The sequence below is a fragment of the Rhodococcus sp. MEB041 genome, assembly GCF_030208955.1.
Taxonomy (GTDB): domain Bacteria; phylum Actinomycetota; class Actinomycetes; order Mycobacteriales; family Mycobacteriaceae; genus Rhodococcoides.
Genome location: NZ_JARVSZ010000001.1, coordinates 355,837 through 368,477, shown reverse-complemented (window position 1 = coordinate 368,477; position 12,641 = coordinate 355,837). Strand labels below are relative to the sequence as shown.

General features: G+C 66.6%; 17 protein-coding genes. 4 read left to right on the top strand and 13 right to left on the bottom strand.

From position 1 onward, the window contains the following. From QRN16_RS01820 to rpsH, 8 genes are all read right to left on the bottom strand, one after another. The gene (locus QRN16_RS01820; RefSeq protein WP_285184406.1) at positions 1 to 588 is read right to left on the bottom strand and encodes an adenylate kinase; all 588 of its coding nucleotides are present in this window, start codon (positions 586 to 588) and stop codon (positions 1 to 3) included. Further along, positions 585 to 1,907 (bottom strand): preprotein translocase subunit SecY, encoded by a 1,323-nt coding sequence (secY, locus tag QRN16_RS01815; protein WP_027504673.1) that lies wholly within the window; start codon positions 1,905 to 1,907, stop codon positions 585 to 587. The genes QRN16_RS01820 and secY overlap by 4 nt, the downstream gene beginning before the upstream one ends. 220 nt (positions 1,908 to 2,127) lie before the next feature. Further along, positions 2,128 to 2,571, bottom strand: coding sequence for a 50S ribosomal protein L15 (gene rplO, locus QRN16_RS01810; RefSeq protein ID WP_027504672.1), 444 nt, complete (start codon positions 2,569 to 2,571; stop codon positions 2,128 to 2,130). After that, positions 2,568 to 2,753 carry a 50S ribosomal protein L30 gene (gene rpmD / locus QRN16_RS01805; protein WP_027504671.1) on the bottom strand — a complete coding sequence of 62 codons (186 nt, stop codon included), beginning with the start codon at positions 2,751 to 2,753 and terminating at the stop codon, positions 2,568 to 2,570. Before rpmD ends, rplO begins: the two co-directional genes overlap by 4 nt. After that, positions 2,746 to 3,417: a 30S ribosomal protein S5 gene (rpsE, locus tag QRN16_RS01800; protein ID WP_027504670.1), complete on the bottom strand. Its 672-nt coding sequence runs from the start codon at positions 3,415 to 3,417 to the stop codon at positions 2,746 to 2,748. Before rpsE ends, rpmD begins: the two co-directional genes overlap by 8 nt. 46 nt (positions 3,418 to 3,463) lie before the next feature. Beyond that, complete coding sequence (gene rplR / locus QRN16_RS01795) at positions 3,464 to 3,886, bottom strand: 50S ribosomal protein L18 (protein ID WP_037184745.1); 423 nt, start codon at positions 3,884 to 3,886, stop codon at positions 3,464 to 3,466. Beyond that, positions 3,886 to 4,425 (bottom strand): 50S ribosomal protein L6, encoded by a 540-nt coding sequence (gene rplF, locus QRN16_RS01790; protein WP_027504668.1) that lies wholly within the window; start codon positions 4,423 to 4,425, stop codon positions 3,886 to 3,888. Before rplF ends, rplR begins: the two co-directional genes overlap by 1 nt. Before the next feature lie 14 nt (positions 4,426 to 4,439). After that, a complete protein-coding gene (gene rpsH, locus QRN16_RS01785) occupies positions 4,440 to 4,838 on the bottom strand; it encodes a 30S ribosomal protein S8 (protein ID WP_027504667.1) in 399 nt (132 codons plus the stop codon). Between the two features lie 742 nt (positions 4,839 to 5,580). Between rpsH and QRN16_RS01780 the strand changes: the two genes are divergently transcribed. Beyond that, a complete protein-coding gene (locus tag QRN16_RS01780) occupies positions 5,581 to 6,066 on the top strand; it encodes a hypothetical protein (protein WP_285184405.1) in 486 nt (161 codons plus the stop codon). 71 nt (positions 6,067 to 6,137) lie between these two features. On the opposite strand, the gene QRN16_RS01775 is transcribed toward QRN16_RS01780, so the two are convergent. The 5 genes from QRN16_RS01775 to rplN form a co-directional block, all read right to left on the bottom strand. Beyond that, positions 6,138 to 7,652: an APC family permease gene (locus tag QRN16_RS01775; protein ID WP_051613170.1), complete on the bottom strand. Its 1,515-nt coding sequence runs from the start codon at positions 7,650 to 7,652 to the stop codon at positions 6,138 to 6,140. A 210-nt stretch (positions 7,653 to 7,862) separates the two neighbouring features. Beyond that, entirely contained in the window at positions 7,863 to 8,048 is a 186-nt protein-coding gene (locus tag QRN16_RS01770; RefSeq protein ID WP_027504665.1) for a type Z 30S ribosomal protein S14, read from the bottom strand. A gap of 4 nt (positions 8,049 to 8,052) precedes the next feature. Then, positions 8,053 to 8,619 (bottom strand): 50S ribosomal protein L5, encoded by a 567-nt coding sequence (gene rplE, locus QRN16_RS01765; protein ID WP_027504664.1) that lies wholly within the window; start codon positions 8,617 to 8,619, stop codon positions 8,053 to 8,055. After that, complete coding sequence (rplX, locus tag QRN16_RS01760) at positions 8,619 to 8,933, bottom strand: 50S ribosomal protein L24 (RefSeq protein WP_027504663.1); 315 nt, start codon at positions 8,931 to 8,933, stop codon at positions 8,619 to 8,621. Before rplX ends, rplE begins: the two co-directional genes overlap by 1 nt. A gap of 1 nt (position 8,934) precedes the next feature. After that, complete coding sequence (rplN, locus tag QRN16_RS01755; RefSeq protein ID WP_027504662.1) at positions 8,935 to 9,303, bottom strand: 50S ribosomal protein L14; 369 nt, start codon at positions 9,301 to 9,303, stop codon at positions 8,935 to 8,937. Positions 9,304 to 9,485: 182 nt separating this feature from the next. Between rplN and QRN16_RS01750 the strand changes: the two genes are divergently transcribed. The 3 genes from QRN16_RS01750 to QRN16_RS01740 all read left to right on the top strand — a co-directional run bounded on the left by QRN16_RS01750 (position 9,486) and on the right by QRN16_RS01740 (position 12,636). Beyond that, positions 9,486 to 10,793, top strand: a complete 1,308-nt coding sequence (locus QRN16_RS01750; RefSeq protein ID WP_285184680.1) for an AIM24 family protein — start codon at positions 9,486 to 9,488, stop codon at positions 10,791 to 10,793. Positions 10,794 to 10,930: 137 nt separating this feature from the next. Continuing rightward, entirely contained in the window at positions 10,931 to 11,953 is a 1,023-nt protein-coding gene (locus QRN16_RS01745; RefSeq protein ID WP_056441848.1) for an endonuclease domain-containing protein, read from the top strand. Beyond that, on the top strand, positions 11,950 to 12,636 hold the full coding sequence (locus tag QRN16_RS01740; RefSeq protein ID WP_027504659.1) for a hypothetical protein: 687 nt from the start codon (positions 11,950 to 11,952) through the stop codon (positions 12,634 to 12,636). The genes QRN16_RS01745 and QRN16_RS01740 overlap by 4 nt, the downstream gene beginning before the upstream one ends. Positions 12,637 to 12,641: the final 5 nt, after the last annotated feature.

Genomic DNA, 12,641 nt, shown 5'->3' with positions numbered 1-12,641 from the left:
TCAGTCGTCGCCCTGGATCGCGTCGATGACCATCTTGTTGACATCCTCGACCTCGCCGACGGCGTCGACGGTCACGAGTAGTCCCGACCGGCCTTCGGCCTGCCCGCTGCGACCATGGCTCTTGTAGTACTCGAGCAGCGGAGCCGTCTCGTCGCGGTAGACCTTCATCCGGTTCCGGATGACGCTCTCCTTGTCGTCCTCCCGCCCACGGGCGAGCATGCGCTCGACCACGACGTCCTCGTCGATGACGAAGGAGACGACGGCGTCGAGCGTCGTGCCCGCGTCCTCGAGGATGGAGGCGAGGGAGTCGGCCTGATCGGTCGATCGCGGGAAGCCGTCGAGGATGAAGCCGTTGGTGGCGTCGGGCTCGGCCAGACGGTCGCGCACCATGTCCACGGTCAGCGCACTCGGAACCAGGTCGCCCGCGTCGAGGTACTTCTTGGCCTCGATGCCCAGGGGCGTCTTCTGGCCGATGTTCGCGCGGAAGAGATCGCCCGTCGAGACGTGGGGAATTCCCAGCTTCTCCGACAGCAGCGTCGCCTGCGTACCTTTGCCTGCTCCGGGAGGACCGAGGAGGACGAGTCTCACTTGAGGAACCCTTCGTAGTTGCGCTGCATCAGCTGGCTTTCGATCTGCTTCACCGTGTCGAGTCCCACGCTCACCATGATGAGCACCGCGGTTCCGCCGAAGGGCAGGTTCTGGGCGCCACCGGAGTTACCGATGTCGAGGAACAGGTTGGGAAGCACAGCGATGGTGCCGAGGTAGATGGCACCGGGCAGCGTGATGCGACTGAGAACGAAATTGAGGTAGTCGGCCGTCGGACGTCCCGGCCTGATGCCCGGGATGAATCCGCCGTACTTCTTCATCTCGTCGGCACGTTCCTCGGGGTTGAACGTGATGGCGACGTAGAAGTAGGTGAAGAAGACGATGAGGCCGAAGTAGATCGCGATGTACACCGGGTTCGCCGGGTTCACCAGATACGTGTTGATGGCGCGTTGCCACCAACTCGGATCCGCCGCCGTGCTGGCATTGGTCAGCTGGGCGATGAGATTGGGGAGGTACAGCAGCGACGACGCGAAGATCACCGGGATGACACCGGCCTGGTTGACCTTCAGCGGCAGGTAGGTGGACGAACCGCCGTACATGCGGCGGCCGACCATGCGCTTGGCGTACTGCACCGGGATGCGGCGCTGGCCCTGCTCGACGAAGACGACGCCGATGATGATGGCGAGAGCGGCGAGGCAGACGAGCGCGAAGACGATGCCGCCGCGGCTGTCGAGAATCGACTTGCCCTCGGACGGGATGCGCGAGGCGATGCCGGCGAAGATGAGCAGCGACATGCCGTTGCCGACGCCGCGCTCGGTGATGAGCTCGCCGAACCACATGACCAGGGCAGCACCCGCGGTCATGACCAGCACGATGGTGACCAGTCCGAAGATGGACGAGTCCGCGATGATGTCGAGGTTGCAGCCCTGGAGCAGCTGCCCGCGCGAGGCGAGCGCGACGAGACCCGTGGCCTGCAGGATCGCCAGCGCGATGGAGAGATAGCGCGTGTACTGCGTCATCTTCGCCTGGCCGGCCTGGCCCTCCTTGCGGAGTTCCTCGAACCGCGGGATGACCACGGTGAGGAGCTGGACGATGATGCTCGCGGTGATGAAGGGCATGATGCCGATCGCGAACACGGACAGCTGCAGCAGAGCACCGCCCGAGAACAGGTTGATCAGCGAGTAGATGCCGGCGGAGTCGCCGCCCGACACCTGGTCGATGCACTGACGGACGTTGCCGTAGTCGACACCGGGCGACGGCAGCGTCGCGCCGAAGCGGTACAGAGCGATGAGGCCGAGAGTGAAGAGGATCTTCCGTCTCAGGTCAGGTGTCCTGAGGGCCGACACAAAGGCGGAAAGCAACGATCCTCCTGGACGGGGTGACTAACGAGGGAGATGGTCGGGGCGCACTGGCACCCCGTCGAACTCTAACAGCGCCGCGGAGTGCGCAGCCCGGGCCGAGCCGGACAACCACTCACCGTGGCACCGAACGGCCGATGGCCGCAGCACGAGAGTCGTACCACGGCCATCGGTCCGTACTGCCGGAGGCCCGCTCACTCGTCGAGTGGGCGGGCCGCCGAACTCACAACTCGGTGACGGATCCGCCGGCTGCGTTGATCTTTTCCTTGGCACTGCCGGTGAACTTGTCGGCGGTGATGGACACCTTCACCGACAGGTCGCCGTCGCCGAGGATCTTGACGAGACGGTTCTTGCGCACCGCACCCTTGGCGACCAGATCGTCCTTGGAGATCTCGCCACCCTCGGGGAACAGTCGCTCGATGTCGACCAGGTTCACGACCTGGTACTCGACCCGGTTGCGGTTGGTGAAGCCCTTGAGCTTCGGCAGCCGCATGTGGATCGGCATCTGGCCACCCTCGAAGCCGGCCGGGACGTTCTTACGAGCGCCCGTGCCCTTGGTGCCACGACCTGCGGTCTTGCCGCGCTTTCCGCCTTCACCGCGACCGACGCGGATCTTCGCGCTCTTCGAACCCGGTGCGGGGCGAAGATGATGCAATTTGATGGTCACTTGGTGACCTCCTCAACGACGACGAGGTGACGCACCACGTTGATCAGCCCGCGGGTCTGCGGGGTGTCCTCGCGAATCACCGACTGGCGGATCTTCTTGAGGCCCAGCGTGCGAATGCTGTCACGCTGGTTCTTCTTCTGACCGATGGTGCTCTTGATCTGGGTCACTCTGAGGTCAGCCATGAGCTGCTCCTGCTGCTGCCTGGGCGCGAGCGCGCAGCATGCCGGCGGGAGCGACGTCCTCGATCGGCAGACCACGACGAGCCGCGACCTCTTCCGGACGCTGCAGGCTCTTGAGAGCCGCAACGGTGGCGTGCACGACGTTGATCGCGTTGTCGCTACCCAGCGACTTCGCGAGGATGTCGTGGACACCTGCACACTCGAGCACGGCACGCACCGCGCCACCGGCGATGACACCGGTACCGGGGCTTGCCGGGCGCAGCATGACCACACCGGCCGCAGCCTCACCCTGGACCGGGTGCGTGATCGTGCTACCGATCAGCGGGACGCGGAAGAAGCTCTTGCGAGCCTCCTCGACACCCTTCTGAATGGCGGCCGGAACTTCCTTGGCCTTGCCGTAGCCGACGCCGACCAGACCGTTGCCGTCTCCGACGATCACGAGGGCGGTGAAGCTGAAGCGACGACCACCCTTCACGACCTTGGAGACGCGGTTGATCGCGACGACGCGCTCGAGGTTGTTCTTCTCGGGAGCGTTGCCGCCCCGCGAGTCGCGACGGTCGCGACCTCCACGGTTGTCTCCGCCGCGGTTGTCACCTCCGCCTGCATTGGGTCCTGCGTTGGCTCCGGCGGGTCCGCTGCCGCCGTCACGCCGTTGACGTCCCGGCATCAGGCTGTCCTTCCGTTGGTGAGCTGAATCTTCGCTGCGTTGATCATCAGAACGTCAGCCCGCCTTCGCGAGCTGCATCGGCGAGTGCCGCGATGCGTCCGGCGTAACCGTGGCCACCGCGGTCGAAGACCACTGCCTCGATGCCGGCCGCCTTGGCACGCTCGGCGATGAGAGCGCCGACCTTCGCGCCACGGGCCTTCTTGTCGCCCTCGGTCGCGCGCACATCGGCCTCGATGCTGGACGCGGACGCGAGAGTGCGGCCGGTCAGATCGTCGATCAGCTGTGCGTGCAGGTGACGCGAGGAACGGTTGACGACCAGACGGGGACGCTCGGCGGTTCCGGAGACCTTCTTGCGAAGACGGAAGTGGCGGCGCGTCTTGGACAGGCGACGACGCGTGGAGGCGTCCTTGCCCAGCGGGATGCGCTTCGGGTTCGCGTCGGAACCCTTCGTTGCTGCGGAGTTGCTCATCACTTACCTGTCTTTCCGACCTTGCGGCGGATCTGCTCACCCTCGTACCGAACGCCCTTGCCCTTGTACGGGTCGGGACGACGGAGACGACGGATGTTGGCAGAGATCTGGCCGACCTTCTGCTTGTCGATACCCGAGACCGAGAATCGGGTGGGCGTCTCGACCGCGAAGGTGATGCCGTCGGGCGCCGTGATCGGCACCGGGTGGCTGTAGCCGAGAGCGAACTCGAGGTCGCTGCCCTTCAGTGCCACGCGGTAACCGACGCCGTGAATCTCCATCTTCGTGGTGTAACCGGTGGTCACACCCGTGATGAGGTTCGCGACGAGAGTGCGCGAGAGGCCGTGGAGCGAGCGGCTACGACGCTCGTCGTCCGGCCGGTTGACCGAGAGGGATCCGTCATCGTTCTTGGCGATGGTGATCGGCTCGGCGATGGTGAGACTCAAGGTGCCCTTGGGTCCCTTGACGGTGACATCCTGGCCGGCGATGGTGACATCGACTCCGGCGGGAACTGTCACAGGAAGCTTTCCGATACGCGACATAGTGGTGGCCTCCCTTACCAGACGTACGCGAGGACTTCGCCGCCGACGCCCTGATTGGCCGCCTGGCGATCGGTCAGCAGGCCGGTGGACGTGGAGATGATCGCCACGCCGAGGCCGCCGAGCACCTTGGGCAGATTGGTGGATTTTGCGTACACACGCAGTCCGGGCTTGGACACCCGACGCACACCGGCGAGGCTGCGCTCGCGGCTGGGGCCGTACTTGAGGTCGACGATGAGGGTCTTGCCCACCTCGGCGTCCTCGGTGCGGTACTCGGAGATGTAGCCCTCACGCTTGAGGATCTCGGCGATGTTCGCCTTGATCTTCGAGTGAGGCAGCTTCACCTGATCGTGGTACGCCGAATTGGCGTTGCGCAGACGCGTCAAGAAGTCTGCGATCGGGTCGGTCATGGTCATGACAGAGTTCATGGCCCTTTCTCGCAGCGGTTCCCATGCAGCACGTGCGAGCTGGTGCCCTGGTAGCAGGGCCTGACTCGTCCCGTCGTGGGCCTACAGCGAAGTGTTCTGTCCTGACCGACTGTTGCCGGTCAGGGGTTGCGCTCCTGCCAGTGCAGACGTGAGCACTGGCGGGTGTTTCGAGCATCATGGCAAGAAACCTGAGTAGCTCGGGTCGTATGCAGGCATGACGGTACCCGGGCAACCGGTCAAGTGTAAGGGAGTGACCTGCGGGGACCAAATCGGTGCAGGTAGGGCGGGTGGTGCCGGTACTGCGAGGGGTGCGCGCACCGGTTCCGGTGGGCTCGGGTGGACGGCGTGGGGTGCTGCGAGGGGTGCGCACACCGGTTCCGGTGGGCGGACACCCTCTGCAGCCTGCGGCGAGGGGTGTGCGCATCACGGAACGAGTGCGCGGCGGTGGTGTCGGCCGGGTGCGGCGTGAGGTGCCGGTGTGGCACTCGCCGGTGCCGCAGGGGTGTGCACACAGGTTGCGGTGAGCGAACACCCCCTCCGGCCTGCCGCAACAGGTGTGAGCCTCACGGGAGGTGTGCACGGTGCCCAGCGCCGGCCCGAACGGTTCACCGCGACATCGGTCGGGTTCAGCCGCGGAACCAAGTTCGGTGACCGATTGGTCCGTTTCGCTCCGCCATTCTCGTTCAGCCTTTTAGTGTCCATTCACAACGTTTATCGCGCACGACGAGTGATGGAGGACGATGTGAAGACCGGTGTACGCACATTCGGCAAGGTCGGAATGGTGGGAGCGGCAGCTGCTGCGGCGCTGTTGGCAGGGTCGGGAACGGCGTCGGCGGCGGTGCTCGCCGTCGTCGCGGTACCCACGCCCGGCGTCGAATCGATCAGCACGCTGGTGACCGTGACACCCGCTCTCGCCTTCACGGGCGCGGTGGACTGCACCGTCACCGCGACCGAAGTGGGTGACGAGACCAACACGGCGAGCGCCTCGGGCCCCGCCACGCCATTCCTGCCGATCGCTCCCGCCGTCGGCACCATCGTCATCGACGGACTCGAGGCCGGGCTCTACAGCGTCGCGGTGACGTGTGACGACGGCGGCACATCGGTCGACACGCTCGTCGACCTCCCCGTCACAGTGCTTCCGCAGGGCAGCCTCCCGCCTGTCGTCCCACCTGTCGGTGGCGGTGGCTCTCTGCCGTTGGACATCTTCGAGAGCTGACGCTCGACGACGCGAGCCCCGGTCCTCAGGGAGGTCCGGGGCTCGTCTCGTGCGCGGGTCGACCCCGCCGGTCAGTCCTTGCCGTCTCCCCGATCACGCACCCGGTCACCGAGGTTCGCCTTCTCGTCGCGGTCGAGCGCATCCACGTCGATGAAGCGCGACTTGCCCTGCGTGGCACGGTTGACGAAGAACGTCACCACCCACAGTGCCACACCGAGGAGCAGCATCGCGCCGGCGATGCGGTACTGGATCATCTGCGCATCGGTCCGCGCCCACGGTCCGACGAGGAACAGGCACAGCGTGCCGCCCGTCACCGGAACCCACAGCGGCGCACTGAAGCCCGTCGTCTCCTTCTTGCGCTTGAGCACCAGGTTGGCGACGTTGACCACCGCGAACACGCAGAGCAGCAGCAGCCCGGTCGTTCCGGACAAAGCGCTGACGACCGAGTTCCCCTGCAGCTGGTTGACCACCACGATCAGCACCAGTGCCATGACGGTGGAGAACATGATGGCCGCCCACGGCGAGCGACGCGTCGGCAGAACCGCGCTCAGCGACTTCGGCAGGATGCGCTGACGGCCGAGGCCGTAGATCAACCGACTCGCCATCAGCATGTTGATGAGCGCGGTGTTGGCGACGGCGAACACCGTCAGGTACGGGAAGATCTCGTCGATCGGCAGTCCCGGTGCGCCGAGTCGCACGACGTGGAGCAGGATGCCCTCGCTGCCGGAGTCGTAGTCCAGCGGCAGGACCGCGATCACGGCCACGACGACGAGAACGTAGATGAGGCAGGCGATGCCGAGTCCGGAGAGCATCATCTTCGGGAAGATCTTCTCGGGCTCCTTGGTCTCCTCGACCATGTTCACCGAGTCCTCGAAGCCGACCATCGCGAAGAAAGCAATGGTGGTCGCGACGGTGACGGCGAGGAACCAGCCCTTCTCGTTGGCGTCGTCGAACACGACCAGATTGGCGATGTCGCCCTCGGCGCTACCACTTCCCACCGCGACGAAGCCGATCGCGATGACGATGGCGAGCGCTGCCATCTCGATGATCGTCAGGATCACGTTGAACTTGACCGACTCGCCGACACCGCGCAGATTGATCGCCGCCAGCAGCAGCATGAAGGCCAGTGCGACCACCAATTGCGCTGTGTCACCGGTGGGTACGTCGAACCACCCGATGCCGTCCTCGGTACTGAAGGTCTCGTGCAGGCCGGCCAACAGGTTGCCCGCCACCACGTTCGAGGACGTCGAGGCGCTGGTGATGCCGGAGCAGATGACGGCGAACGCGACGAGGAACGTCGCGAAATGGATACCGAAGGCCTTGTGCGTGTACAGCGCGGCGCCGGCGGCCTGCGGGTACTTGCACACCAGCTCGAGATAGGAGAACGCGGTCAGCGTCGCCACGACGAAGGCGAGTATGAACGGCAGCCACGCCATTCCGCCGACATTGGCGATCATGTCGCCTGTCACGGCGTAGACGCCGGCGCCCAGGATGTCGCCGACGATGAAGAGCAACAGCAGTCCGGGTCCGAGGACCCGCTTGAGTTCCGGCGTGGCCGAGGTCTCGGTCTCCGCGGTCTGAGTCATGATTCCTCCGCTCGCTCCCCCGTCGCGCAACACTAGGCCCGGTGAGGCGCCGGCGCGAGGCATACGGCGGGAGACACGCAGAGAGGAACAGACCGTTCGGACCGCGCGACATTCCTCGACGCACTGCATCCGTGCACGCCGACAGGCCCGAGCCGTGATGGCTCGGGCCTGTCGGGTCGATCAGGTGATCAGATCACCAGGAGGCTTGTCTCACCAGGAAGACTTGTGCACTCCGGGGAGCTCGCCGCGGTGCGCCATCTCGCGCACGCAGATACGGCAGAGGCCGAACTTGCGGAACACGGAGTGCGGACGGCCGCAACGCTGGCAGCGGGTGTACGCGCGAACCGCGAACTTCGGCTTCTTGTTGGCCTTGTTGACCAGTGCCTTCTTAGCCATACGCTCAGTTCTCCTTGAACGGGAAGCCGAGGTGCTTGAGCAGCGCGCGGCCTTCGTCGTTGTTGGTGGCCGTCGTGACGACGGTGATGTCCATGCCGCGAGGGCGATCGATCTTGTCGACGTCGATCTCGTGGAACATCGACTGCTCGTTCAGGCCGAACGTGTAGTTGCCGTTGCCGTCGAACTGCGTGCCCGACAGGCCACGGAAGTCCCTGATGCGGGGAAGCGCGATGGACACGAGACGGTCCAGGAACTCCCACATACGGTCGCCGCGCAGCGTGACGCGCGCGCCGATGGGCATGCCCTCGCGGAGCTTGAACTGCGCGATGGACTTGCGGGCCTTGCGGATCTCGGGCTTCTGGCCGGTGATCGCGGCGAGGTCTGCGACCGCACCGTTGATCAGCTTCGCGTCACGGGCGGCGTCGCCGACACCCATGTTGACGACGACCTTGACGATGCCGGGGATCTGCATGACGTTGGCGTACTCGAACTCGGTGTTCAGCGCGTCCTTGATCTCCTCGCGGTAGCGAGTCTTCAGGCGCGGAACGATCTTGTTCTCGGTGGTCGTCATCAGATGTCCTTCCCGTTCTTACGGGAAATCCGAACGCGCTTGCCGTTGTCGTCGGTGCGGTAGCCCACGCGGGTGGGGTTGCCGTCCGAGTCGATGACCGCGACGTTGGAAACGTGAATGGGGGCTTCCTGCGTGACGATGCCGCCCGAGGAGGCGCCGCGCTCGTTGGCCGAGACAGCGGTGTGCTTCTTGATGCGGTTGACGCCCTCGACGAGGACCTTGGAGGTCTCGGGGTAGGCCGTGATGACCTTGCCCTTCGCTCCCTTGTCCTTACCGGAGATGACGAGAACCGTGTCGCCCTTGTGCACCTTCATCTCACAACACCTCCGGAGCCAGCGACACGATGCGCATGAACTTCTTCTCACGCAGCTCGCGGCCGACCGGGCCGAAGATGCGGGTACCGCGGGGGTCGTTGTCAGGCTTGATGAGAACGGCAGCGTTCTCGTCGAACTTGATGTACGAACCGTCGGCGCGGCGACGCTCCTTCGTGGTGCGGACGATGACGGCCTTGACGACCTCGCCCTTCTTGATGTTTCCACCGGGGATCGCGTCCTTGACGGTGGCGACGATGACGTCGCCGATCCCGGCGTAACGGCGTGACGAGCCACCGAGAACGCGAATGCACAAGATTTCCTTGGCACCCGTGTTGTCGGCGACGCGAAGCCGCGACTCCTGCTGAATCATGGGTCTCCTAGTGACCTGGATGTACGTACGCGGCGGATACCGACCCGACGCGCGCGGTCTGTGGCCCTGGCCGACGCATGCGTCTACCACGGGCAACCGCTCTAGTGTAGGGAACACGCGGACGGGATCCAAATCCTCCACCGCGGCGACGGCACAGGACTCTGTCAGGCGCCGGTGGCACACTGAGGTCCGTGGACAGCCTCGCACGGGGGGAGAACCGCCCCGCACCCTCGGACAGCCTCGACATCTCCGTGTCCGGCGCCGCCGTGGACGTCTCGGCGCTCCTGCTGAACTCCGCGGGCCGGGTTCGATCGGACGCGGACCTGGTCTTCTTCAACAACCCGGTCGGCCCCGGCGTGACGTACGGCAGCGGCGGGATCCGCGTGGACACCGGTGCGGTGCCCCGCGACGTCGACACCGTGGCCGTCACCGCCAGCCTGGACGGATCGGGCCCCACCACGTTCGGCGGCCTGGAGCCGACCATCTCCATCGGACCGGACCTGTCGTTCCGGATGAGCGGACTCACGAGCGAGACCGCCGTCGTGTGCGTCGAGATCTACCGACGCGGCGACGCCTGGAAGGTCCGCGCCGTGGGCCAGGGCTTCGACGACGGGCTCGCGGGCATCGCGACGAACTTCGGCATCACCGTCGACGACGAGCCCGCGCCGGCCACGACACCGGCACCGACACCGACACCGACCGTCGTCCCCACCACAGCAGCACCACCACCCGTACCGACGCAGGGAGCACTGGCCGTGAGAAGTGAACTGTTCGCCCCCACCCACGCCGAGGTCCAGGGCGTCGGCATCCAGAAGCAGGGCAGCAAGATGGCCCGCGTCGCGATGAACGGCGAGATCATGGCGCGCTCGGGATCGATGGTGGCCTACCAGGGCGACCTGAAGTTCGAGGCGCAGGGATCCGGCGGCATCGGCAACATGATCCGTCGCACGGTGACGGGCGAGGGTGTGCCGCTGATGAAGGTGTCCGGTCGCGGCGACCTCTTCCTCGCGAACGCCGCCCAGGACGTGCACATCATCGACCTCGACGGCAGCGACGGTCTCACCATCAACGGCGCCAACGTGCTCGCATTCGACTCGTCGCTGTCGTACCGCATCGGCCGGGTCCAGGGTGCGGCCGCCAGCAGCAACGCGGGCCTGTTCAACTGCATCTTCACCGGGCAGGGGCGCATCGCCATCACCACCGACGGGCAACCCGTCGTGCTGAACGTCGACCAGCCCACCTTCGCGGATCCGCAGGCTGCGGTCGCGTGGTCGTCGAGCCTGCAGACCTCGGTGAAGAGCAACGATCAACTCAACTTCGGCACCCTCATCGGCCGCAGCACCGGCGAGCGCTTCACCCTGCAGTTCTCCGGGCAGGGGTTCGTCGTCGTGCAGCCGTCGGAGCAGCCGCCCGGCGGGTTCGTCGGCGGCACGGGCGGCGGGCAGCAGGCCGGTGTCGGCGGCGCGCTGGGTGGCCTGCTCGGACGGTGACCCGCGCGACACGGGTTCCCGTCCCCGGGTACGGTTTCGGGGATGGTAACCGACAGGGCAGGCCTGAAGTCGGCCGAAATCGGCCGCGGGGCGGTGGCCGGTCCGGTCTGCCTCGACACCAGGGCGGGGGTGATGACGTGACGACACGCGTCGACACCGCGACGCCCTGGTGGCACGACGCCCCGCTGGACCGGGTCGTACGACTGTCCGGCGCCGCGATGCGCGATCTCGCCGAGTCGGTGGACCCGCTGCCGTCCGATGCTCCGGCCGCACTCTTCTTCACCCTGACGAACGGCTCCGCGTCGGAGATGGTGGACGCCGTCGTCGCCGCGATCGAGCAGGCCGCGCTCGACCTCGTCCCCTTCCTGCTGCCCGGCGACGTCGGCGACCGCTCGTCGCTGGCCCGCGACGCCGCTCGGGCACGAGCTCACGAGCACGCGTCTTCGAGCGAACACTTCGGCCCGTACCTGGCCCATCTCGCGGGCGCGTCGACGTCCGGACGCCCCCTGCGTGTCGACGCCTTCGCTCGCGAGACCCGAGCCGCCGGTGCCGCCCGCGTGATCGCCGACGTCCACGGGCGAGAGCGCGCCGTCCTCGTCGTGGACGTCCCCGCCGACGCCGACCCGGCAGCGGTGGCGACCGCCGCGGAATGGTGGTGCAGCACCGGGACGGGCGTGTGGTTGACCGGGGCCGGTGCACCCGCCGTGGACAGGTTCCCGGTGCTGACCGTGCGCACTCCGTCGACCCCGGACGACGTCGACACCATCGTCGACCGCTTCCGGCCGCTGAGCTACCCGCCCGTCGAGGGGCGTCCGCACGCGGCCAGCGCGGCGGAGATCCTGCTGGATCGCGTCCTCTCCACCCGCGAGTGGGCGGCGGGCCGACGCCACAACCGGTCCGTCCGGCCGACGACGTTGAGCAGACCGTTCACGCTGGACGTGTCGTGGGTCGATGAGAAGGTCGCCATCGAGATCGACGGCCACGAGCACCGTGCGCGTGCTCAGTTCGCCGACGACCGGTCCCGTGACAACCTGCTGCAGACGCACGGCTGGATCGTGCTGCGCTTCACCAACGAGGACGTGCTCGCGGACCACGAGAGCGTGATGACGATGATCGAACAGGCACTGCACCGACGACGATCGAAGGGGACTCCCACGTGAGCGCGAACGAGTTGACCGGCACCGAGGTGTCCGTGCTGATGGTGCTGATGGCCGAGGCACGCGCAGTGCGCAACCCCGAACTGTCGACACTCGGGCCCGAGTTGAAGAAGCCCCACCGGGACCACCTCGCGTCGCTCGGCCTGATCGAGGTGGGCAAGCAGGGTCGGACGATGACCGTCGAGCTCACCGACAAGGGCTGGAAGCACTGCTCCGACCTGATGGGCACGCAAGCGCCGAAGGGTGCGGCCGGCCCCGGCAAGGCCCTGTTCACCGTCATGGCAGGCCTCGGTCGGTGGTTCCATCGCGACGACGTACGTCCCGCCGAGGTCTTCTTCCCGCGCGACACTCCGACGTCGATCACGGCGCCGCCGACGCCACCCAACGCCATCGTCGCCCCCGCGGTCCGCGGTGAACTGTCCGCCGCGGACGTCGAACAGCGGATCCGGTCGACGTACGCGGACCTTGCTCGTGAGCCCGGGGCCTGGGTGCGGCTGTCGCGGCTGCGGCCCGCCCTTTCCGACATCTCGCGCACGGATCTCGACGAGGCGCTCGCCCGGCTGCGACGCGCCCCCGACGTCTCCCTCATCCCCGAGGAGAACCAGAAGACACTGACCGACGAGGACCGCGCCGCGGCCGTCGATGTCGGCAACCAGCAGAACCACCTCTTGGCGATCGAACAGTGATGGGC

Excerpts from the sequence above, each read along its gene's own strand:
- rpmD (WP_027504671.1), bottom strand. The coding sequence starts at position 2,753 with ATGGCTGACCTCAGAGTGACCCAGATCAAGAGCACCATCGGTCAGAAG.
- rplF (WP_027504668.1), bottom strand. The coding sequence starts at position 4,425 with ATGTCGCGTATCGGAAAGCTTCCTGTGACAGTTCCCGCCGGAGTCGAT.
- rplR (WP_037184745.1), bottom strand. The coding sequence starts at position 3,886 with ATGAGCAACTCCGCAGCAACGAAGGGTTCCGACGCGAACCCGAAGCGC.
- rpsH (WP_027504667.1), bottom strand. The coding sequence starts at position 4,838 with ATGACCATGACCGACCCGATCGCAGACTTCTTGACGCGTCTGCGCAAC.
- rpsE (WP_027504670.1), bottom strand. The coding sequence starts at position 3,417 with ATGCCGGGACGTCAACGGCGTGACGGCGGCAGCGGACCCGCCGGAGCC.
- rplE (WP_027504664.1), bottom strand. The coding sequence starts at position 8,619 with ATGACGACCACCGAGAACAAGATCGTTCCGCGCCTGAAGACTCGCTAC.
- rplN (WP_027504662.1), bottom strand. The coding sequence starts at position 9,303 with ATGATTCAGCAGGAGTCGCGGCTTCGCGTCGCCGACAACACGGGTGCC.
- QRN16_RS01775 (WP_051613170.1), bottom strand. The coding sequence starts at position 7,652 with ATGACTCAGACCGCGGAGACCGAGACCTCGGCCACGCCGGAACTCAAG.
- rplX (WP_027504663.1), bottom strand. The coding sequence starts at position 8,933 with ATGAAGGTGCACAAGGGCGACACGGTTCTCGTCATCTCCGGTAAGGAC.
- QRN16_RS01770 (WP_027504665.1), bottom strand. The coding sequence starts at position 8,048 with ATGGCTAAGAAGGCACTGGTCAACAAGGCCAACAAGAAGCCGAAGTTC.
- QRN16_RS01780 (WP_285184405.1), top strand. The coding sequence starts at position 5,581 with ATGGAGGACGATGTGAAGACCGGTGTACGCACATTCGGCAAGGTCGGA.